Raw genomic sequence first — 21,986 nt, 5'->3', positions numbered from 1 at the left:
CCCCCGCAGCGGCCGGCCTCCGCTCCCCCACGTTCATCCCACGGCCATGAAATGGGAACACCTTGAACCACAGCGACGTGACGGGTATTTCGGGAGCCTTGCCGGTCATCCAGAAGATCATCGAGCAGTCGACGCGCGTCCTGGAGACCTATCGCGTGGACCCCGGACTGATCCTGGAACATGCCAACGGTGAGCGAAGGATCGCCCAAGGCGGTTACGGAGACCGCCAGTTGTTCGAACTCGTCCAGAATGCGGCGGACGAGATCGCCTCCGATCCCGGCGGAAAGGTACACGTCGTCCTCACCGCGACGCACCTCTATTGCGCCAACGAGGGAACACCCGTCACACCCGAGGGCGCCGAAACCATCCTCCGCATGAGCGTATCGAGGAAGCGCGGAGGCCAGATCGGCCGTTTCGGCGTTGGCGTGAAGTCGATCCTCGCGGTCACGAACACACCTCAGTTCTTCAGCACTTCGGGTGCCTTCGGCTTCGACCGGGTGTGGTCGTACGAGGAGATCAGGAAGGCCCGAGGCACCTCGCCCGACGAGACTTTCGAGGCACCTGTGCTGCGGATGGCCCGCCCGCTGGACGCCGACAGGGAACGGATGGCGGATCCCGTCCTGAACGACCTCCTCGACTGGGCCACCACGGTCGTTCGGCTGCCGCTCCTTCCCGGGGCCGCCGAACGGCTCGGCCACGACATCTACGACTCCGCGAACAAGGCCGAGGAGAAGCGTGAGTTCCCCGCCCGGTTCCAGCTGTTCTCCCACCACGTCGGAAAGGTGATCCTGGAGGACATACGGTCCATGCCGCCGATCCGCCGTGAGATCACGGTCGACCACGACGGCTTCCGGCGCACGATCCATGAGGCGCGCACCGGCCGGCCACAGTCCAGTTCCGCATGGAAGGTGTTCACCCACGCCCACCGGCCGACCGAAGCCGCCCGCGCCGGCGCCGGCGAGATGCACGACCGGGGCACCATCGACATTTCGTGGGCCGTGCCCGAGTACACGGGTGAAACCGTGCTCAGCACTCCTAGAGGTCGAGGAGAATTCTGGTCGTTCTTCCCGACGAAGTACCCGATGACGCTGCGGGGAGCACTCAACGGCGCATGGAAGACGAACGAGGATCGACAGAACCTGCTGGATTCCAGCCCGTTCAACCAGGAGATCATCCGTGTCGCCGCCCGACTCGTGGTCGACTCCCTGCCGCATCTGGCCCCTTCCCAGGACCCGGCCGCCTATCTCCCGCTGCTCCCCGGTCGGACCAAGGAATCGGAGACATTGAACTGGGCGGACCGATACCTCACGGAGCAGATCTGGAAGCTGGCGGCGGAACGTCCGTCCCTGCCGGACCAGGAGGGTGTGCTGCGGGTCCCCCGTGACATTCATGTGCACCCGGCCCCGCACAACAAGGTGCCGCTCCAGCAGACATGGCTCCGCATGTGGAGCGCGTGCCCCGGCAGGCCGTCGAACTGGATCCACCCCTCCGTCGAAGCCGCCGAGTTCCGCGCGGGCAAGGTCGGGCACATCCTGGAGGAGACGAAGCAGCGACGTGCGACCGTCCGCGAATGGCTGGAAGCGCTGGTGGCACAGCCGACGGCGGAGGCCTCCGCCGTCGCGATCCGCATCCTCGCCGCCATGATCCGCGAGTCTTCCCCCTTCGCCTCCGAGGCCCGCACGGCTCGGATCGTGTTGACCGAGGAAAGCGGACTGGTGGCTCCCGTCGTGGGCAAGGTCTACCGCCGGACGGTGCAGGACGGACTGCGGGACGGGACGACGTACGTCGACCCGAAGCTGTCGGAGGACGAGTCCCTGATCAGCGACCTCAACGAGATCGGTATCCGTGAGGCGGACCCCAGGGGCCGCTTCATCGGTGTGCTGGAACAGGGGATCGAGAACTACGGGCCCCAGGACTGGACCCGCTTCTGGGAGCTGTTCCACAGCGCGGGCGGCAGCCGGGTCAGCGGTGAAGTGACCGCCCGTGTGCCCAATCCGTTGGGGACGTTGTTCGTGCGAACCGTCGACGGACGGTTCCACCGGATGCATGAGTGCCTGCTTCCGGGCCCGGTGGTGCCGGGCGACGGGTCCCGGGACACGTCGGTCGTCGTGGATCCGTCCTTCCACTCGGACGACCTGCACGTGCTGCGCGAGTTCGGCATGCGCGACAGGCCCACGCACGGGCACCGGCCAACGAACGAGCCGTGGTTCGAGGACTACCGCACCGCGATCTACGACAGTTACTGCAAGACATTGAGCAGCAACGCCTCACGCCCAAGCCTTTCCCGGATCAAGCTGGAGGGCTCTCCCGTCGGTGGTCCCCTGCACCTGCTGGAACTGCTGTCGGAGGAGGGTCGTGCGGCCTTCGTCAAAACCCTGCCCGACGACAGCGTCATCGACACCTGGACCCTGCAGGTGGGTGTCCAGGCCACAACGCGCAAGGTGATCCACTCGCCGCTGCGGTGGATGCTGCGCCGTCACGGACGCGTGTCCACATCACAGGGAATCGTCCCGATCGCCAGTGCCGTCGGCCCCCAACTGCATGCCTATGCGGATGTCCTTCCCGTCGCCGAGATCAGCGCGGAGAAGGCCCGCAAGCTCCACCTTCCCGTGCTGGTCGACGAGGTCCCGCCCAAGCAGTGGGACCGCCTGCTCGAACAACTTCGGGAGAGTGACGACGATGCCTTCGTGGGGCGCACCTACGTGATGTTGACCCGGCTCGAAGTGGACTTCCCGGATCAGCTCACCCGCTGCCGGGTGGGGGCGGAGTGGGATGCCCGCGAGGACAGCGAAATCGCCGTCGCCGCGACCGAGGCCGAGTACCGCGCGCTGCGTGCCGAGCAGATTCCGGCCTTGTTGGCCGGGGGGCCGGAGGACGCGGCGTTGTTGGTCAAGACCTGGGGGATGCTGCGCTATGCCGACGTCGTGAGCAAGGAGATCCGGCACGTCGGGGTCGGTGAGCCCATCCTCCTGCAGGACGAGTTCCCCACGCTCCGCCAACGGCTGGGTCCTGCCGTGAACGACCATCGTCTGTTGCGTTGTTCGGAGCTGGAAGAAGTGCTTCGAACGCCCAAGGGCACCGACACGACCCCTCTCGAGAGTGCGTTGCAGGGTACGACCGTCCTGGTCCTGGACTCCGCGGATCGCCTCACGACACTGGTCTGCGCGGACCGTGAACTGCGCTGGGGGCTGAACGAGTCCGGATGCCGCGCGGTCCTCGACGCGCAGGCGCGACAGGAGGCGGACCAAGAGCTGCAGGCATCCCTCCGACGGGTCCGGCAGGCGAGCAGCGTCGAGGAGAAGCTGGAGCTGCTCATCGGTGCGCCCGCTCTCCGCGCCGGTCTCCCCCCGGGACTGTTGGAGAGCGAACCGCCGGAGCCGGGAGGCGCCGAGCCGTCCCCACGTCACATCGCCCGCCTGGCCCACGACGCCCACGGCGACGGAGTGCTTCAGGTGCACGTCCGGGATCTGCAGCTCGCCTACCCGAGCCATGCCCCCTCAAGCTTCACCGGCGCGTCTCCGGCCGTGAAGTTCGTCTCGGAATTCGGCTTCCCCGATTCCTTCGCCGGCGCGCGGACGCCGTCGCTGCCGCCCCGGATCGAGGTCGCGGGCCCGTCGGAGTTCCCGCGCCTGCACGACTATCAGGAGCGGCTCGCGGCGAAGGTGTTCGCGATGCTCGATCGCTTCACTCCTCAGCGCGGCATGCTCTCCCTGCCCACCGGCGCAGGCAAGACGCGGGTGGCGGCGGAGGCCGTCATCCGCTGGGTCAAGCAGGTGGGGGAGTTGAGCGGCCCCATTCTGTGGATCGCCCAGACCGAGGAACTCTGCGAGCAGGCCGTACAGAGCTGGAGCTTCGTCTGGTCGAAGGTGGGGGCCGATTCCCCTCTGACGATCAGCAGGCTGTGGACGACCAACGAGGCCGGCCCCGTCGCCGACCGTCCTCATCTCGTCGTCGCCACGGACGCCAAGCTCCGCCACTGCCTGGGGACCGAGGGTTATTCCTGGCTGCGGGAGGCCAGTCTGGTCATCGTCGACGAGGCCCACGTCGCCATCTCACCCCAGTACACGGAGATCCTGACGCAGCTCGGGCTGACGGCGTACGAGACACGACGCCACCTGCTCGGTCTCACTGCCACCCCGTTCCGCAACACGAACGACGCGGAGACCAAGCGTCTCGTCCAGAGATTCGGTGCCACACGGCTCGACGACGGAGTCTTCCCCTCCGGCGATCCGTATGCGGAGTTGCAGGAGCTCGGCATGCTGGCAAGGGTCACGCACCGGGAGCTGCTCGGCGGCACGATCGAGTTGACCCAGGACGAGAAGAACCGGGCCGATCAGATGAGCCTGCTGTCGAAGGCCGCGGAGCAGCGGCTCGCCGACGACCAGGACCGCAACAATCGCATCCTCCAGGAGATCGGCGCGATGCCGGAGGACTGGCCCGTGCTGGTCTTCGCCACGTCGGTCGCCCATGCCAAGTTCTTGGCCGCGAAGCTGAAGGGCCTCGGCATCACCGCCGCCTCGGTGGATTCGGCCACGTCCACGGGTGAACGCCGCCGGAGCATCGACGACTTCCGTCGCGGTCGTGTGAGGGTTCTGACGAACTACGGAGTGCTGACCCAGGGCTTCGACGCACCGGCGACCCGGGCCGTGGTCATCACCCGTCCCACATACAGCCCCAACGTCTACCAGCAGATGATCGGCCGAGGCCTTCGGGGCCCCGGCAACGGCGGCGAGGAGGAGTGCCTGATCCTCAACGTCCGGGACAACATCACGAACTACGACAAGGCCCTCGCCTTCACTCAGTTCGAGCATCTGTGGAGGGCCAAGTGACCGACGCGTACCTCGACAGCCCGCCCCTCACGGAGGAGCAGCAGGCTGTCGTCGACCAGCCCTGGGACACCCGACTCCTGGTGACGGCAGGGGCCGGAGCCGGTAAGACACATACGCTGGTCCGCCGGCTCGACGCACTCATGAGTGACGAGGAGGAAGCGCTCGAGGCGCGCGAGGTCCTCGTGCTCAGCTTTTCCAGGGCCGCGGTGCGGGAGCTGCGGGAACGGATCGCCCGTCATGCCCGTGAGGCACGTCGGGTCCGGGTGCAGACGTTCGACTCCTGGGCCTACGCACTTCTGCGCAGTGAACAACCCGACCGGGACTGGAGCACCCTTCGCTTCGACGAAAGGATCGCCGAGGCCACGGAGGCGATCCTGCGCGGCGCCGTCGAGGAGAGCGAACAGGGTGCGCCCGCCCACGTCGTGATCGACGAGGTCCAGGACCTGGTCGGGGATCGGCGGGACATGGTGGAGACGCTTCTCGACCGGTTCCAGGAGAGCTGTGGCTTCACCGTGGTCGGTGACGGGGCGCAGGCGATCTACGGCTTCCAGGTGTCCGACGAGGATGCCCGCGCCGCAGAGACGAACTACTTCTTCGACTGGCTGCGGGGCTCCTACCCGGACGACCTCGTGGAACTTCACCTCTCCGCCAACTTCAGGGCTCGCACCGCCGAGGCCGGTGTCGCGCTGCCCATGGGCGCCTCGCTCCGGCGTCTGCCGTCCGAGACCTCTGCGTCGGACGCCGCCGGGGAGGACATCCATCGGAACCTGACGGACGTTCTCCGCGCCTGCCCGTCGTTCGGAGCCGTAGACGACTCCTTCACGCTCGATTCCCTGCGCGACTTCCGGGGGACGTGCGCGATTCTGTGTCGGGACAATCGGCAGGCCCTGGTGCTGTCGGAAACGCTTTTCGCCCACGGTGTGCGTCACCGGCTCCAGCGGGACCTCCAGGACCGCCCGGTGCCGGCCTGGGTGGCACCGGTGCTTCGCGGCACCGGATCGGCCACCCTGACGGAGGACCGTTTCCAGGACCTGCTCGCAAGCGGTCCGGTCTCGCCCGTCGGGGACCCCGCGCGGATATGGAGGTCGCTGCGCGGCGTGGCACGAGCGCCCCGAGGGCTCATGGATGTCTCCGCCGTGCGCCGGGCCGTGGCCCAGGGCAGGTTTCCCGACGACCTGGCCGCGGTCGAGCCGGCCGACCTCGTGGTGTCGACCGTCCACCGGGCGAAGGGCCTCGAATTCGACCGGGTGATCGTGGTCGGTCCGGCGTCGATGGCCGAGCTCCGCAAACAGCACAGCCATATCGACCCGGCGGCGGAGGCCCGCGCCCTGTACGTCGCGATGACGCGCTCGCGGGACGACCTGTTCCGCGTCGATCAGCCGGACACCGCCCTGATCCGCAGGGACCGCCGCACCGGGCGCTACTACGCGGGTGGGTGGAAGCCCTATCAGCGCTACGGCATCTCGGCCACGAGTGCGGACGTGTCCCGCGAACATCCCCCGGGGACCGATGGCTTCGCACACGATGCCGGGGCGCTGCAGGACTACCTCACGTCTTCCGTCGCCCCCGGGGACGCCCTGGAACTGCGCCTTGAGCACGAAATGACCATGGCCTCGGACGAGAGCCCGCCGTACACGGTGTTCCACCGGGACCACCCCGTCGCCGTCGCCTCGGAAAGATTCCGCCAGGACCTCTATATCTCGCTCAAGATCAGCAAAACCTGGGACATCAGCTGGCCCACGAGTATCGAGGGCTACCGCGTCGACTGCCTGGAGAGTGTGGCGGGCAGCACGGCTTCGGGGGCCCGTGCGGGGCTGGGCGATCACGGTGTCTGGCTGGTGCCCCGCCTGTCAGGACTCGGCCGTTACAGGTGGACCGGCGCGAACACACACGAGGAGAGCGACCGATGACCGATGCGCCGAACCCGCATGCCACCCACTACGCCGCACGCGAGGAACTTGTCGATCAGCTTCGCCGGGATCTCATGGGCCCCGGGGCCGCCGACGAGATCCTGACGCAGGACCCGCCGATCACCGCCTACCCCATCGGGGTGCTGTTCCCTCGGCCTTCGGACAAAGAGGCCGAACGGGCCCTGGAGGATGACGAGGCCGAGACGGAGGGGCTGGACGATGTCCCTCTCGTGCGAGGACGCAAGGACATAGAGGAGGCGGTCCCGGACCTCGGCGCCTCCGGCACAGGAGATCGTCGGCCGTCCTCCATGGGGATCACGTTCGCTGTCGATCCCTCGGCATCGTCGAGTGTCGTCGTGCACGCGGAGGCCGCGATGTACGACCCGATCGACCCCCAGGGGCGTCCTGTCTCCGCCGAGCGGGCCGAGGCACGCAGCACCTCGGACCAGAGGGAGCACTGGCGCCGGCGAGCCCTCGATCTCGATCCGCTGACGATCGACGTGACGGCCCCGAGGATGCACCGGCCTCCACCGCTGCACGACGGGGTGCGCGTCGAGATCCTCGTGCGCCCCGCGGCCGCTGGAACGGTCACTGTCACCGTCACATTGATCAACACCCACCGGGTCAGCGAACGGGAGCTTCAGGACGCGTACTGCCTCTACCAGCCCCGCCTCATCGTAACGACCGCCTCGGGAGCGCCCGCCTTCGTGGAACGGCCCTCCGACCGACGCGCGGTCGACGCCGAAGTGGCCACGAGCCGGCTGATCCACCGCCATGCGCCCACCTTCGCCGTGGGTCACGGCTGCGCGGCCGAGTGGGACTGGGCCGCGCCGCCCATCGGCTCCCTCGACAACTCGCGCGCCGCTATCTCCACCGTAAGGACCCAGTTCCTGCCGGCCCATGAGGTATTGCTGACCGACTCCAACCCGGACATCGACGACTCCGCCCTCACCATGCACGGCCTGGCGACCCGGCCGGAGAGCGAGATCCTGGCCGCGCTGAACAAGCTGATGGCCGACTACGCGGAATGGATCGATCGCAAGGAGACGGACTCCGAAGCCTTTCGCGGCACCCCGTACGCCCCACCGGCGCGGGCGCAGATCGAACAGTGTCGCACCGCTCTGGCCCGGATGCGCCGAGGGATCCAGGCGCTCGGCCGGAACTCGGACGCGATGCGGGCTTTCCGACTCGCCAACCGCGCCATGGCCCAGCAGCGTTCCCGGGGCGAATGGGTGAAGAACGGACGCGACGGGGCACCCGACGAGACGCGCGGGCGGTGGCGTCCGTTCCAGATCTCCTTCGTGCTGCTCTGTCTGGAGGGCATCGTCGACCCCGAGCACGAGGACCGAGCGGTGGCGGACCTGTTGTGGTTCCCCACCGGTGGCGGCAAGACGGAGGCGTATCTCGGCCTCATCGCGTTCACCACGTTCCTGCGGCGCCTGCGCCTCAAGGAGCGGGGAGGCGGTGTGACCGTACTCATGCGCTACACGCTGCGATTGCTGACCCTGCAGCAGTTCGAGCGGGCAGCGGCTCTCATCTGCGCCATGGAACGCATCCGGTCGGACCACGAAGGGACGCTCGGCACGGAGCCGATCTCCATCGGCATGTGGGTCGGCCAGTCCGCCACCCCCAACCGGCTCTCGGACGCCGAGAAGAGCCTCGTCGAACTGCGCAAGGAGAAGGACCTCCAGGAGCGGAACCCCGTCCAGTTGCACGCCTGCCCCTGGTGCGGCACCCGTCTGGACGCCTATCAGTACGAGGTGGACGAGGTGGCCAAGCGGATGAGAGTCCGCTGCCCCGACGACTGGTGCGACTTCCGTGACGGTCTGCCGGTCCATCTTGTCGACGAGGCCGTCTACGACGCCCGACCCACCCTGGTGATCGCCACCGTCGACAAGTTCGCCGCGATGCCGTGGCGGGTGCAGACCGCCGCTCTCTTCAACCGGGACCGCACGGACGGCACTCCTCCTCCGGAGCTGATCGTCCAGGACGAACTGCATCTCATCTCGGGCCCACTGGGCACCCTCACCGGCCTGTACGAGACTGCTGTGGACATCCTGGCCAACAGCCCGAAGGTCATCGCGTCGACCGCCACGATCCGCCGTGCGTCGGTTCAGGGGAAGATGCTCTTCAACCGCGAGGTCGCTCAGTTCCCCCCGGCAGGGATCGACGCGCGGGACTCCTGGTTCGCCGTGGAGACCCCGAAGGAGCGCAAGGCGAGCCGTCGGTACGTCGGACTCCTCGCCCCGAGCACCAGCCAGTCGACGCTACTCATCCGCACCTACGCGAACCTCCTCCACCGGGCCGCGCTCGCCGACGTCGACGAGGAGGTGCGTGACGCGTACTGGACACTCGTCGGCTACTTCAACAGTCTTCGTCTGCTGGCTGCGGCCGAGCTCCAGGTCCACGACGACGTCGACGCCTATCTGGAATACCTGGCTTCGCGTGACGACCGGCCGAAGCGAAAGGTGCTGGAGCAGATCGAGCTGACCAGCCGAGCCAACTCGAGCGACATCCCGAAGCGCCTCAAACAGATCGAACGGGGGCTGCCGCACCCGGACACGGTGGATGTCCTGCTGGCGACGAACATGATCTCGGTCGGCGTCGACGTCGACCGGCTCGGGCTGATGGCGGTCATGGGCCAGCCACAGACCACAGCCGAGTACATCCAGGCGACCAGTCGTGTCGGCCGGCGCCATCCCGGCCTGGTCGCCGTCATGTTGAATGCGTCCCGGTCCCGCGACCGTTCCCACTACGAGAGCTTCCAGCACTTCCATTCCGCGCTGTACCGAGAGGTCGAATCGACCAGCGTGACTCCCTTCTCGTCCCGCGCGCGCGACCGGGGGCTGCACGCGGTGGTCGTCGCCCTCGCGCGCATCCTGATTCCGGCGGCGGGACCCAACGACGGCGCCGGCCGCATCGGGGAGTTCCGTGCGGAGCTTGTACGGGAAGTCCGTACCCCGCTCCTCACACGCGTACAGTCCGTCGCCCCGGACGAGTACCGGGCGACCGCCGACGCATTCGACGAGTTCATCGAGTGGTGGCAGGGCGAGGCCGACGCACACGGCGGGCTTCTCTACGAACCGAAACGCGGCAACAGGACACCGTCGTTGCTGAGCGCGTTCGACAACGAGGACGAGGGAGCATGGCCGACGTTGTGGAGTCTGCGCGATGTCGACGCCGAATCCGCTCTGTTCATGGAGGCAACCCGATGACCCCGCCCCCCTCCCGCCGACGCCGGGCCGGCGCACCCGAGCGCAGCTACCCGCGACGAGGCTCGGTCCGTCGCGCGCAGATGATCACCACCTATGGCGTCGGTTCCATCATCGCCGTGGACAACGAGTCGTTCATGGTGAGCGGGATCGACTCGTGGAACATCAGCGAGGCTCCGACGATCTTCGAGCATCGCCTGGCGCGTGTGCTCGGCGTGAAGTCGTTCCGTCTCCCCCCGGCCTCCGACGACACCAGCAAGGACGGGGTCCGCGTACGACGCTTCCCGCTGTGGCACTCGTGTCCCGGCTGCCATTCCCTTCAGCATGTGAGCCGGTTCAACTCCCCTCCTGGCAAGAACGAGTGCGGGGACTGCGACGAGGAACTGGTGCCCTCGCGTTTCGTCATGGCCTGCGCCAAGGGCCACATCGAGGACTTCCCGTACTGGAAGTGGGCACACCGCAACAACCGACAGGACGGCGATGCAGGCCTGTGCGGAGGGGAGATGCGGTTGCGTACCAGTGGCAAGACCGCGTCGCTCAGATCGATCCTGATCTCCTGCACCTGCGGAGTCCCCGAGGTCTCCTTGGAAGGAGCCTTCCGACGCGCCGCTCTCTCGGACCTGAAGGTCTACTGCAACGGTCGACGGCCCTGGCTGGGGAACGCACCTTCCGAGCACTGCACGGAGAAGCCGCGCACGCTCCAGCGTGGCTCGTCCGTAGCCTGGCAACCCATCGTGAAGACGGCCCTGTCCATCCCGCCGTGGAGCGACGGACACGCCGCTCGTCTGGGCATGCACTGGGACACCCTCCGCGAGATGGAAGGCAACCGGGATGCGATCGCGATATATCTGAAGGCTCTGACACTGCAGGAGAACTACGAGTTCTCGGTCGACAAGGTCATGGACCTCCTCGAGGCGGAGAACCACGAGGATTCCGACCCGAACGACGAGCAGGCCGTCGACAGTGCCTACGTCGCCCTGCGCAAGCAGGAGTACGAACGGCTGATCGCGGGGCGTCTCGAGAGCGAGGCGGATCACGAGGACCAGTTCGTGTGCGAGCCCCCTCTTTCGCCGGCAACGCGACTGGCTCCCTACGGAGTGACAGGGCCGATGCTGGTGAAGCGCCTGCGGGAGGTACGCGCTCTCAAGGCCTTCTCCCGCGTCGACACACCGGAGACGCACACGGAGGTCCACGAGGCGGCGCTGTCTCTGGACCCCATGGACTGGCTTCCGGCGATGGAGGTCCAGGGCGAGGGCGTCTTCCTGCGCCTGGAGGAGCACAGACTCGACGACTGGGCGCGGAACGCCGCGGTGGCTGCCCGCGCGGAGCGGATCCGGACCAACCATCAGCGTCTGCTTCGGGAGCGCGCCCAGGACCCGGCGTCCGTACCCGATTCGCCGGTCGACGCGCGCATGCTGCTTCTGCACACGTTGTCGCATGCGCTGATCAACGAGTGGAGCCTCGACGGCGGGTATCCGGCAGCATCGCTCCGGGAGCGGCTGTACGCGGACGCATCGATGGCCGGCGTTCTCATCTGTACGGCGACCAGCGACTCCGCCGGCAGTCTTGGTGGCCTGGTCGCCCAGGGTGAGCCCGACCGCCTGGAATCGGCTCTGCGCTCGGCGCTCCTCAGGGCCCAGTGGTGTTCGGCCGACCCGCTCTGCGTGGAGTCCCGCGGGAGCGGCGTGGGCGAGATCAACCTCGCCGCCTGCCACGCGTGTGTGCTGTTGCCCGAAACCAGCTGCGAGCACAACAACGGTCTGCTCGACCGCGCACTGCTGATCGGCACACCGGAAGACCCCTCGATCGGGTTCTTCAGCGAGGCGCTGGCCGGCTGATCACCCCGCGTCCGACCTGGCTCGGCTCCGCCTCGAAGCGCGACTGAGCCAGGTCGAGCGCCGTGTCCGGGTCGTGCCCGTGAGCCTGCAGCCAGTGCAGAAGGTCCGCGATCAGCACGACTGCCGCATGATGCAGGTGTGCGTGGCCGCTTCCGCCCGGGCGTTCGTCTCCCGCGTACAGCGTCAAGCACGCCCCGCCCCGGCCGACCCGGGGATCATCGATGTGACCATTCGGAGCAGCAACCCGGGTGGTGAACTCGCACCACACGAATTTGTGGCCCAGGCCCGGAATCACCCCCCACCTATCGGCGACGGCATCCAAGAGCGCGATTCCACGCCCTGTCTCCGCCTCCGCGTCGGGCGGGAGAAGAGTCGGCAGGCTGCGGGGGTCCGGGTCCTTGAGCGCGATACGCAGACGCGTGTCGCGCATCTCGACGGTGAGCGTGCACCGTGCGCCCTCACCGACGTGTCGGATCGCATTCGACGCGAGTTCACTCACGCAGATCTCGGCGACATCAGTAAGGTCGGCCAATCCCCACGACAACAGGTTCTGCCGCATCACTCGGCGGAGACCGGCGACCTCTCGCGGTTCAGCCAGGAATGGCAACTCCCACGCGTCCCTTGTCATGCAACCTTCCATCCCGGATACCTCCGTCACGAGCCCACTCCTCTCGACAAGCAACCACGACCATCACCCTGTGCGATGAACCATGACTCGCAGTGGCTGCCCGTCAAGAATGCCCTCCTGGAATCCCGCCATGCAATGTGCACGAGGGGATTCGCCCTTATGGGTGATGGCCCATGGCGGGGGTTTCGGATGGGATGGAACCCTCACCGGAATAAGGAGAGTTGAAGTGTCCGGATCCCCCACAGCACGGCGTCGACGCCTCGCCATCGAGCTGAAGAAGCTCCGTGAGGAAAGCGGCTTCACCTGCAACCACGTGGGCAGGGAGCTTGATTGGAGCGGTTCCAAGGTCAATCGGCTGGAGACGGGACTCGGTCGCGTCCAACCATCTGATGTCGATGCGCTGTGCCGGTTCTACGGAACATCGACCGAACTCCGCGACTTGCTCAAATCGTTCGCCAAGGAGTCGAAGACCAAGGGCTGGTGGCACGGCCATGGCGAAGCGGTGCCCGCCTGGTTCTCCGTCTATGTGGGACTGGAACAAGCAGCGTCCGATCTGCGCAGCTATCAGGGCGAGTTCATCCCCGGTCTGCTTCAGACGCCGGAGTACGCGACGGAACTGAGCAGGGCCTCCGCCGACCGCACCGAGGACGAGATCGGAAACCTCGTCGACGTACGTATGCGGAGACAACAGCTACTCACGAGCACACCCTCGCCGGACCTCTGGACCGTGATCCATGAAAGCGTCCTCCGGCACGTGGTAGGCAATCGGTCCACCATGGCTGCGCAGATCAACCACGTCCTGGGCGTGACAGCACTGCGCAACGTAACCGTGCAGGTCCTGCCCTTCGACGCCGGCGCCTATCCTGCGACGGGCCCGTTCACCATCCTGGGCTTCCCCGAGCAGGAGGACCCGGACGTCGTGTACCGGGAAGGCCTGACCGATTCGGTCTACCTGGAGGCCGTCGCGGATGTCAGCCTGTACACCAAGGCGTTCGACCACCTCAGGGCTTTGGCGCTCGGCCCTGAGCGATCCGTCTCGTTGATGCGCGCGATCCTGAAGGAGCATGACCGATGATGCAACCCCCACCCCCTCCCCGGTGGCGCAAGAGCAGTTTCAGCAACGGGACGGGGGGTGAGTGTGTCGAAGTGGCCGAGCTGCACGACTCGGTCGGCGTGCGGGATTCGAAGAACCGCTGCGGACCGCACATAGCTGTGACCCGCAGTTCCTGGTCTGAGTTCGTGGCCTCCTTGAGGCGTGGATGAGCTGCTCCCACCCGTGCCCGCGGCCCCCGCAAGCACGCCCCGCCGCTCAGCCCGCGGCGCGGAGCGCGACCAGGGTCGAGCCCTCGGCATGGACAAGGCGGTTGCCGGTCAGGAAGAACGGGGGTCCGCTGGTGGGACGCCGCCAGGTGATCTCGCCGTAGACGTCGACGGCGATGATCTCGCCCCTCCGGCCCCTCCCGGGGACGTACCACATGCCTTCCCCCAACTCACGTGCGGTGGGTCCGAGTTCCTTGGGGCGCTTTCGGGGGGTGTGGGACCGGGCGGTACTCGGATCGCGGTAGCGGCCGTCCGTGCGGTAGGCCAAGATCTCGCTTCGGTCGGCGACGGGGTACTCGCCGGGCTTCAGGCGCAGGGGGAACGTGCCGTCGAAGTCGTCCCCGACCAGAGCGCCCGCCGCGTCCGGCAGGACCAGTCGGTAGGCCATGAGCAGCGGAATCGACGGATCCCTGCGGCAGCCCTGGTGGACGGCGGCCTGAGGCTGGTCCCAGGTGAGAGCGCGCTGCCAGACGGGGGTGGGCGACTCGGTCGTGAGGTCGTACGCCGCTGCCTGTGCCCGGCAGTCGGGGCCGTGCGGAGCCGTCATCACGAGGGCGCGGTAGAGGGTGGGGATCACCTGCGCGACCTCACCCCGGGGCAGCTTGACAGGCCTTGCGTGGAGCCGGTCCTCTCCCTGCCGGAGCGTCACGAGGCGGCCGTCGGCGACGAAGGCCAGCGGATCGCACTTCCGCGGGGGCGCCACACCGTTGCGTCCCCCGCCCTGGTCGCACGGGGCGGCGAAGACGGCCGGGCCGCGGGTCCGGTAGGTCCACCGGACCTGGCCGGTGACGGCGTCCCAAGCCGTCAGTGTGCAGGACGCCCCGGGCAGGCACGTAGCGGCCACCGCCTGAGGAGCTCCCCCCGCTGTCGACGAGACCGTCACGAGCCGCACGTTCCCAGGGGGGCGGGCCGGGGGGAGGGCGAGGCTCTGGAAGCGGCCGGTGAGGATGTCCAGTTTCGCCACGCGTGGCAGGCGGCCCCTGTCGGCTGCGCCGACGAGCGTCACCTCGCCGACCGGGGTGGCGACGGCATGCGCCTGCCCCGGCCGTCCGGTAAGCGCGAACCGGATGGGCAGCGTCGTACGCCAGAGGACCTTTCCGTCCTCATCGATCCTCGCCACGACTCTGCCCTGCCCGATGATCCCCCAGCGCGGGTCCACCAGCGCCCAGCCGCCCGAGGTGTCCGTCGGCACGGGCAACGGCACACGAAACGCCTCTTCGGGATCCTCGGCCACCCCGATGTGCGGCGGACCGGGCGCGAAGCAGCCGGCGAGCAACGGAAGAAGTACCAGAAGACCAAGCCATCTGCGCACAAGAACACCCCCTGCACCACCATGTACGGGCCCACCGCTCGCGGGGAGCACGAACGACGACCGATTCGGTCACGGAACGGCGAGCTCCCCAGCGCGTGGCGGCGTCCCCGGAGATGGTGCGGTCGATTCCGACCGGGAGGTGCGCCGGTCCGAGTCGCCATGTGCGGGGGCTGCCCATGAGCGTTCCCTGAAGGCGAAGGCACGCTCGCCTGCGGGTCGTTGCCCGTACGCACGACCGGCCCAACTCCCCCCGCATGACGTGCTCACGCCATTAGGGTCGCCGGATGGGACTCTTCAGCCGCCGTAAGGACAGCAGCAACGGGACGCACCGCATGCTGCTCCTGAAAGACGGACGCGTGCAGAACGTGCCGACCTCACTGTCCGGGATGGAACTCGTCCAGGAGGTGAGCCGCCTCCTGGGATCCGAGCACATACGGTCGACCAGGATCGGCGATGACCTGACTCTCTGGCACGTCGAGATCGCGCCCGGCCGCCCCCACCCGGGTGCGCCCAACCCCGCCGCGAGCCGGCTCGCAGCCGAGCACGGTTCTCCGCCGGTCACCGGCGCCGCCGTGGTCACGGGCGAAGTGCTGTACGGCTCGCCCTATCCCCTGGAACCGGACAAGGCGGCACAGGTCGCTGCCCAGTTGGGCGGGTAGCGGCCAGCGGCTCCGCCCTTCCGTACGGCGGGTGTCAGGGACGGACACGACGGGCGTCCGGGACAGCAGGGCGGCGCGGCAGCCTCAGCACCGGCACGGTCGCCACCGCTGCGGTGCCGGCAGGGCTGCCGCCCGGAGCACCCGAAACCGCGCAGCCGTCACAGAATATCGAGATCAGCTACACACAATCCTCACAACAGCCCTAAGCTCTCACCGGTCGGGCGCTCCGAGCGGCTCATGCCTCGGGGGGCGACGTGTGTCCACGGCGCCCACGCGGGCGTCGCACCGCAGCAGTGGTTGAGAACAGGAACTGGGGGGTGGCATGTCTCTTCGGGATGCGCCGAGGTCTTCGATATCCAGCGGCGGCCAGGGCATGAAGAGCCGAGGAAGGACGCGCCGGGCCTATGGAGCCCTGGTGGTCGGGCTCGTGGCCCTCTCCGTCAGCATTTCAGGGTGCTCCGGCGGGGACGAGAACACGGCTTCGGCCTCGGCTTCCGTTTCGGCGAGCGCGTCGACCTCGCCTTCGGCCACGGCTTCGGCCACCCCCTCGGCCACGGCTACGACATCCCCGCCGGCCACCGCTTCGGCTTCTCCGTCCGCGACTCCGTCGAAGAAGCCCGTCGTCGTGGAGACCGTGACCGACTACACCGGGTGGAACCTCCGGAAGGCCGTGGCTGATGCCCGCGGTCACCACGTCAGGTCCGTGTCGTACACGGACGCGAGCGAGCTGCGGCGTTCCGTGGTGCACACCTCCAACTGGAAGGTGTGCAAGCAAAGTCCGGCCGTCGGGACCTACGGCACCTCCACCAAGCTCGCCTTCACCATCGTGGAGGCGAACGAGTCATGCGCGCACCCGCCCCGTGCTGCGTCCAGCGGTACGTCGAGCAGTGGCGGATCCTCCACATCCGGCGGCAGCAGCGGCGGCAGTTCCGGTTCGGGTGGAAGCACGGCGACCGGCGGCGGCTCCACCACGACGCAGGTGTGCAGTATCCGGTCCAACGCCGGCAACTGCTACCGCGCCGGACAGTTCTGCCGGAAGGCCGATGTCGGGGCGACGACCACGGACGCGGCCGGACGAAGGATCACGTGCGGCTACCAGTCCAGCGCCAACCGCTGGCATTACTGAGGCCGTCCGTGAGGCACTGGGGGACGGAGTGCGTCGGCACGGTCCGCGACAGGGAACCGCGGTGCCTCCGTTCTCCGTTGCTCGGTCCGCGCACTGCGGCCGAGGGCCACGGCGCCCCGTAGCCGCGTACTGCGGCTACGGGTCACGGCGATCCTCCGCCGAGCACTGCGGCTGGGGGCGGCGGGCGCCCCGGAGACCTCTGAGGTCCGGGGCGGCCGCTGTGCCGCACGGCGGACGACACTGCCGGGCAACACCGCCGGGTCACACCGCCGGGTCACACCGCCGGGCGGGCGGTCCGAGCGCGCGACCGGTGACCGACGCCGCGGGTCGGTGGCGGCCCGAGTCACGGGCCGCTGCGCGTACCTGGTCGGCCTGCGCGCAGGGCTTCAGCGCGGACCCGCGCCCACATGCGCCACGATCCGCGCGATCGTCCGGGCATTGTCCTCGAAGAGGTGCGCCTGCATTCCCGTTGCCTCGGCGGCCTCCACGTTGACTGCGACGTCGTCGATGAACAGGCAGTTCTCCGGCCGCACCCCCAGAGCTGCGCAAGCCGCCTCGAAGGCCCGGGGGTCCGGCTTCTCGATGCCGATCTCGTGCGAGTACACGATCTGCTCGACCAGCTCGTCGAACCGGTACAGCGCCGTCTCCCGCTCCCGGGCGCCGACGAAGCTGTTGCTCAGGATGCCCAGCCTGCACGCTCCGCGGAGGGTCCGCGCATAGGCGATGAGTTCCTCGTTGGGCGTACCCAGGTACTCCGTCCACAGGTCCGCCACGAGGGCGTCGACCTGAGCCGCGTCGAGGCTCAGGCGGGCTGCCAGTTGTTCGTGCACCTCTCGTTCGCTGATGCCCCCGGTGCACCCGGCCTGCCATACGTCGCGCATCCGCTCGTGCACCGTGCCCGGCGGCAGCTCCAGCCGCTCCTCCCAGCGTTGCACCCATCCCGTTTCCGGTGTGAGCTCCAGTACGCCGCCTATGTCGAAGATGACGCACGCCTCGGTCTCCGTCATTCCAACTCCCCCTTGTCGGGCCGTCTCAGCCGTTCCGCGGCCGGTCGAACCACATCGTCGCCAACGCCGGCACCAACCCGGCCCAGAAGAGTACGAGCGGGACCGTGCGTTCCGTCCAGGGGATCTGGGTGATCAGCAGCGCACAGAGCATGGCCCACGCCGCTTGGCCCAGCACGACCCGGGCCCACGCCAGACGCCGGATGAGCGAGGGCAGGTTGACCCGGACACCGGCGCGCAGGCGGCGGTACCGCAGCAGGGCGCCCAGAGCCCAGACGGCCGCCATGGGGACGAGGTCCCACAGCCGCTGGCCGAGCACCAGCGGCAGCTCCCGCTGTGTCTCCCCCTCCGTCGCGAACAGGTCGATACCCGCCGCGGAGAGGGCCAGACAGAGCAGGGCCAGCCACCGGAGGCCGCGCAGCAGGCGGTACGAGGCGGCGTCCAGGCCGCGCCGCATCGGCTCGGAGCCGGGGGCGGAGGCCAGCGCGTCGGCGTACAGGGTGGCGGCCTCCGTCGCCTTCACACCCGGGGCGGTCGCGGCCTTCTGCGTCCGCCGGGCCAGGGCGCGCTCGTGCTGCGGGTCGAGCCGGAGGATGGCCTCGTCCATCCGGTCGGCGGCGGTCCGGTCGCCCGACATATCGGCGATCAGCCACGCCACCTCGTACGCGTACACCTTCTCGGGGCCGAGCCGGATGGCCTCCTGGGCGATCAGGTCGGACTCCCGCAGGGCGGCCAGCATGTCCTCGCGTTGCACCTGGCCGCCGTTGGCCTGCCCGGAACCGATGATCCTGATGCGCCACAGCCAGTCGGCGAGCCTCGCGTAGCCGTACCAGTGGTCGGGGGCCAGACGGATCGCCTCGCGCAGCACGCCCTCGGACTCCGGGAAGCGGCCCCCCACCCGCAGGGCGTTCGCATGCGTGAGGAGTGCCCCGATGTCCTCGGGGTTCAGGGCGAGGGCCCGTTCCGTCGCCTCCAGCGCCTTCGCGCCGTTCTCCTCGTCCCCGAGGTGGCTCCGGGCCAGCTCCACCCAGGCGCGGACGTCCTCGGGGTCCTCCGTGAGGCGCCCGGCCAGCAGCTCCCTGGCCTCCTCGTACCGCTTGAGGCCGATGAGCAGGTCGGCCCGTTCCACGGCGGGGTGCAGGGTCGTGGTCACAGCTTGCGCCTCTTCTTCAGGTACGTCACCAGGTCGTCGTACATGCCGCCCTCGTTGGCGAACATCGCCACGTTGCGCGCGGAGGCGAACCACGGTTCGGCGGACGGCACGGCTTCGTCCGCGGCGGTCAGCAGGTCCTTCATGTTGATCATCCGCACGTTTCCGGTGCGCACCGAGTCCAGCAGTGCGCGCTCGGCCGCCACCTCGCAGACATGGGCCAGGTCCGCGCCGGAGAGCCCGTCGGTGACCTTGACCAGCTTGCCCAGGTCGACGTTCTCGATGGGCCGGTCCCGCAGGTGGTAACGCAGGATCGCCTCCCGGGCGGGCCGGTCGGGCGGGAGGACGAGGATCGTCCTGTCCAGGCGGCCGGGACGGCGCAGGGCGTTGTCCACGTCCCAGGGCACGTTGGTGGCGGCCAGCACGAAAACGCCTTCGTTGGCGGCCGAGTCGATGCCGTCCAACTCGGTGAGCAGCTGGTTGACCACGTTGCGCATGCCACCGTGCGAGGTCCGGCTGCGCTTGGCGCCCAGGGCGTCCAGCTCGTCCAGGAAGATCACGCACGGCGCCCGGCGGCGGGCGGTCTCGAAGACCTCGTGCATGTTGCGCTCGGAGTTGCCGATCCACATGTCCAGCACGTCGTTGACGGACACGGACAGGAACGCGGCACCGAGTTCACCGGCCACCGCCCGCGCGATGAACGTCTTGCCGCAGCCGGGCGGCCCGTACAGCAACAGCCCGCCGCGCAGGCTCTTGCCGTACAGCTTGCGCAGCTCGGGGTTGCGCAGCGGGGCGAGGAAGGCGGCCTCCATACGGTCCTTCACGTCCTGCATGCCGCCGACGTCAGCCAGCCGTACGGCGCCGGGCCCCTGCACGTCCCACGCGTCGGCGTCCGCGGAGTCGTCCTGCCCGTCCGCGCGGACCGGTGTCTCGGCGAACCGCGGCGGCACGGCGTCCCCGACCTGGTCCTCGGCCGCCTTCCAGTCGAACCCGGCCCGCGGGCGGGGGTGTTGCGCCGGGGACGGGCCCGGGTGCTGCGCCGGCGGCGGGCTCACGGGCTGCGCCGGGGACGGTGGCGGTGCGCCCATCGCCCGGGCCATCAGGGCTCGGGCCTGGGCGTCGCCCGGCGCGTACTGAAGGGCCACGGCCGCTTCGGCCACGGCGTCGTCGGACCGGTCCGCCTCCAGCAGGAGCTGGGCCAGGTGGAGCCGCAGGGGTACGTCGGCGGGCACGGCGGCGACCGCGGTCCGCAGGCTCTGTATGAGGGGGGAGTCGTCCGACATGATCCACAGCCTAAGGGCTCTCCCGGAGCCATTCGAGCACCTGTTGGGCGTGTGTGTCCGGCGGGAAGACCGGATGGAAGACGTGCTCGATCACGCCGTCGCGAAGGACGAGGGTGAGGCGCCTGTACAGGGGCACTCCGTCCGCTTCGAAGGTCGGCAGCCCGAGCGCGGCGGCGAGTCGGAAGCCCGTGTCGGAGAGCATCGTGAACGGGAGGCGCAGCCGGTCCACGACCTCCTTCTGGTAGGCGGTGTCCTGACTGGACAGGCCGAACACATGGGTCGCTCCGGCAGCCACGAGGTCGTCGTGGTGGTCGCGGAAGTCGCATGCCTCGCTGGTGCATCCACGCGCACCGGGGATGCTGTTCCAGCCTTCGGGAAGGTCTGTGCCGGGGCGGCCGGTCAGGGGGTAGCAGTAGACGATCGACCGGCCCTCCCCCAGGGCGGCCGGCGAGACGGTGCCACCGGCGGTGTCGGGCAGTTCGATGTCCGGCACCGCCCGGCCGGCAAGGTGCGCGGCCGCCCCGTCGTCCTCGGGGGCCGGAAGGTCTGCGGGAAGCTCGGTCAGGTGGCTCGCGGTGTCCCCTTCGGCGGATCCGTCGACGACGCTGTGGCGATGGGCTGCCTCGTGCAGATGCCGGGTCAGTTCGGACCGCCGGGCGGTGAGTTCCTGGATCCGCAGGCTCAGGTCGTCGATGGCGTCGCGGTAGCCGGCCAGGGAGGACGGGCAGTCGTCCGCGTGATCCCGGCCGTTGGTCAGGCAGTCGAGGAAGGGACGCGTTCGCTCGACCGGAATCCCCAGCCGGTTCAGCTGCCGGGCTTCGCGCACCAGGCGGACATCGAGTGCGGAGTAGTCCCGGTAGCCGTTGGGGAGCCGGGCCGGGGCGATGAGCCCCAACGACTCGTAGTAGCGCACCGTCTTCGTCGTCACGCCCGCGCTCCGGGCGATTTCACTGATCCTCATGGTGCGACGAACGTAAACCCTCCCCTCGGGGGCAACGTCAAGCCCGCACACGCCGGGGCTGCTCCGGTTCGGGGATCGAGCGGAAGCCCGTGCCGCCGGCGCGCCGAGGGCATCCCGCGCGGCGGGCAGGCACCGGCGGTGACGGCGCAGGGGTGCCGCTGGGCCGTCAGTGCAGTTCCTTGTGCATGACGATGCAGGGCCGGTCGTGCTGCCTGTCGGCGCGGCGGTCGATCTCGTACCACCCCAGGGAGGTCCAGAACCCGAGGGCAGCGGGGTTGTTCTCCAGGACGGCGAGTCGGACGCCGTGCCGCCCCTCCCCGCGGAACCGCTCCTCCAGCAGGTCGGCCAGCATCCGGCCGACGCCCTTGCGGTGGAAGCGGCGGTGGACCATCAGCAGACCGATCCAGGGGTAGCCGTCCGTGGGATGGCGGTCCAGCAGACACAGGAGCCCGACGAGGTGTCCCTCCCGGTCGCGGGCGAGGAGCACCTCGCAGCCCTCGGTACCGGCCTCCTCGCGCAGGTCCGCCTCGACCCGGTCGGCGTCGATGTGCTCGGGGTCGTGCTCCCCGGCGGCGCGCCAGTACTCCGGATTGCCCGCATAGAGATCGACGACCTCGGTGAGCTCCTCCGCAGAGAAGCGGAGGGGCGCGAGCGTGAGCGTAGGCATGCGGGTCAGCGTAGCCAGGCCGCCGCTCGTCGCCGAGCCCGGAAGGGGCCGTACGCGGCCATCGGGCCCGCGTCGCTCCTCCGCCGC

The 21,986-nt window shown here is 68.9% G+C and carries 16 protein-coding genes; 9 read left to right on the top strand and 7 right to left on the bottom strand.

Translation table 11 applies throughout. The features are described from left to right. The first annotated feature begins 62 nt into the window (after positions 1–62). From OG538_RS23435 to drmB, 4 genes are read left to right on the top strand one after another with little or no spacing between them, the layout of a single operon-like run. Entirely contained in the window at positions 63–4,829 is a 4,767-nt protein-coding gene (locus OG538_RS23435) for a DEAD/DEAH box helicase (protein WP_406096618.1), read from the top strand. Then, on the top strand, positions 4,826–6,739 hold the full coding sequence (locus OG538_RS23430) for a UvrD-helicase domain-containing protein (protein ID WP_406096616.1): 1,914 nt from the start codon (positions 4,826–4,828) through the stop codon (positions 6,737–6,739). The genes OG538_RS23435 and OG538_RS23430 overlap by 4 nt, the downstream gene beginning before the upstream one ends. Further along, complete coding sequence (locus OG538_RS23425) at positions 6,736–9,954, top strand: helicase-related protein (protein ID WP_406096614.1); 3,219 nt, start codon at positions 6,736–6,738, stop codon at positions 9,952–9,954. The genes OG538_RS23430 and OG538_RS23425 overlap by 4 nt, the downstream gene beginning before the upstream one ends. Further along, positions 9,951–11,789, top strand: a complete 1,839-nt coding sequence (gene drmB / locus OG538_RS23420) for a DrmB family protein (RefSeq protein ID WP_406096612.1) — start codon at positions 9,951–9,953, stop codon at positions 11,787–11,789. Before OG538_RS23425 ends, drmB begins: the two co-directional genes overlap by 4 nt. Here the strand turns inward: drmB and OG538_RS23415 are convergent. Further along, positions 11,767–12,447, bottom strand: coding sequence for an ATP-binding protein (locus OG538_RS23415; RefSeq protein WP_406096610.1), 681 nt, complete (start codon positions 12,445–12,447; stop codon positions 11,767–11,769). The two genes, drmB and OG538_RS23415, sit on opposite strands and share 23 nt — an antisense overlap. A 196-nt stretch (positions 12,448–12,643) precedes the next feature. On the opposite strand from OG538_RS23415, the gene OG538_RS23410 reads away from it, so the two are divergent. Continuing rightward, entirely contained in the window at positions 12,644–13,492 is an 849-nt protein-coding gene (locus OG538_RS23410; protein ID WP_406096608.1) for a helix-turn-helix domain-containing protein, read from the top strand. Further along, complete coding sequence (locus OG538_RS23405) at positions 13,489–13,680, top strand: DUF397 domain-containing protein (RefSeq protein ID WP_406096606.1); 192 nt, start codon at positions 13,489–13,491, stop codon at positions 13,678–13,680. Before OG538_RS23410 ends, OG538_RS23405 begins: the two co-directional genes overlap by 4 nt. 46 nt (positions 13,681–13,726) lie before the next feature. Here OG538_RS23405 and OG538_RS23400 read toward each other — a convergent pair whose 3' ends face one another. Then, positions 13,727–15,049, bottom strand: a complete 1,323-nt coding sequence (locus OG538_RS23400) for a hypothetical protein (protein WP_406096604.1) — start codon at positions 15,047–15,049, stop codon at positions 13,727–13,729. 284 nt (positions 15,050–15,333) lie between these two features. On the opposite strand from OG538_RS23400, the gene OG538_RS23395 reads away from it, so the two are divergent. The 3 genes from OG538_RS23395 (at position 15,334) to OG538_RS23385 (ending at position 16,834) form a co-directional block, all read left to right on the top strand. Continuing rightward, positions 15,334–15,708: a hypothetical protein gene (locus OG538_RS23395; protein WP_406096602.1), complete on the top strand. Its 375-nt coding sequence runs from the start codon at positions 15,334–15,336 to the stop codon at positions 15,706–15,708. 453 nt (positions 15,709–16,161) lie between these two features. After that, the gene (locus tag OG538_RS23390) at positions 16,162–16,386 is read left to right on the top strand and encodes a hypothetical protein (RefSeq protein WP_406096600.1); all 225 of its coding nucleotides are present in this window, start codon (positions 16,162–16,164) and stop codon (positions 16,384–16,386) included. Further along, the gene (locus OG538_RS23385) at positions 16,334–16,834 is read left to right on the top strand and encodes a hypothetical protein (protein WP_406096598.1); all 501 of its coding nucleotides are present in this window, start codon (positions 16,334–16,336) and stop codon (positions 16,832–16,834) included. The genes OG538_RS23390 and OG538_RS23385 overlap by 53 nt, the downstream gene beginning before the upstream one ends. Before the next feature lie 386 nt (positions 16,835–17,220). On the opposite strand, the gene OG538_RS23380 is transcribed toward OG538_RS23385, so the two are convergent. The 5 genes from OG538_RS23380 to OG538_RS23360 all read right to left on the bottom strand — a co-directional run bounded on the left by OG538_RS23380 (position 17,221) and on the right by OG538_RS23360 (position 21,899). Further along, a complete protein-coding gene (locus OG538_RS23380; RefSeq protein WP_406096596.1) occupies positions 17,221–17,841 on the bottom strand; it encodes an HAD family hydrolase in 621 nt (206 codons plus the stop codon). Between the two features lie 25 nt (positions 17,842–17,866). After that, positions 17,867–18,991: a tetratricopeptide repeat protein gene (locus OG538_RS23375; protein ID WP_406096594.1), complete on the bottom strand. Its 1,125-nt coding sequence runs from the start codon at positions 18,989–18,991 to the stop codon at positions 17,867–17,869. Beyond that, the gene (locus OG538_RS23370; RefSeq protein ID WP_406096592.1) at positions 18,988–20,271 is read right to left on the bottom strand and encodes an AAA family ATPase; all 1,284 of its coding nucleotides are present in this window, start codon (positions 20,269–20,271) and stop codon (positions 18,988–18,990) included. Before OG538_RS23370 ends, OG538_RS23375 begins: the two co-directional genes overlap by 4 nt. Positions 20,272–20,281: 10 nt before the next feature. Beyond that, positions 20,282–21,232, bottom strand: coding sequence for a MerR family transcriptional regulator (locus OG538_RS23365; RefSeq protein WP_406096590.1), 951 nt, complete (start codon positions 21,230–21,232; stop codon positions 20,282–20,284). 166 nt (positions 21,233–21,398) lie between these two features. After that, positions 21,399–21,899: a GNAT family N-acetyltransferase gene (locus OG538_RS23360; protein ID WP_406096588.1), complete on the bottom strand. Its 501-nt coding sequence runs from the start codon at positions 21,897–21,899 to the stop codon at positions 21,399–21,401. Between the last annotated feature and the right edge of the window lie 87 nt (positions 21,900–21,986).

It is taken from the genome of Streptomyces sp. NBC_01013 (genome assembly GCF_045162765.1).
Taxonomy (GTDB): Bacteria; Actinomycetota; Actinomycetes; order Streptomycetales; family Streptomycetaceae; genus Streptomyces.
The sequence above is the reverse complement of the archived record's forward strand: the minus strand, read 5'-3'. Positions and strand labels throughout refer to the sequence as shown.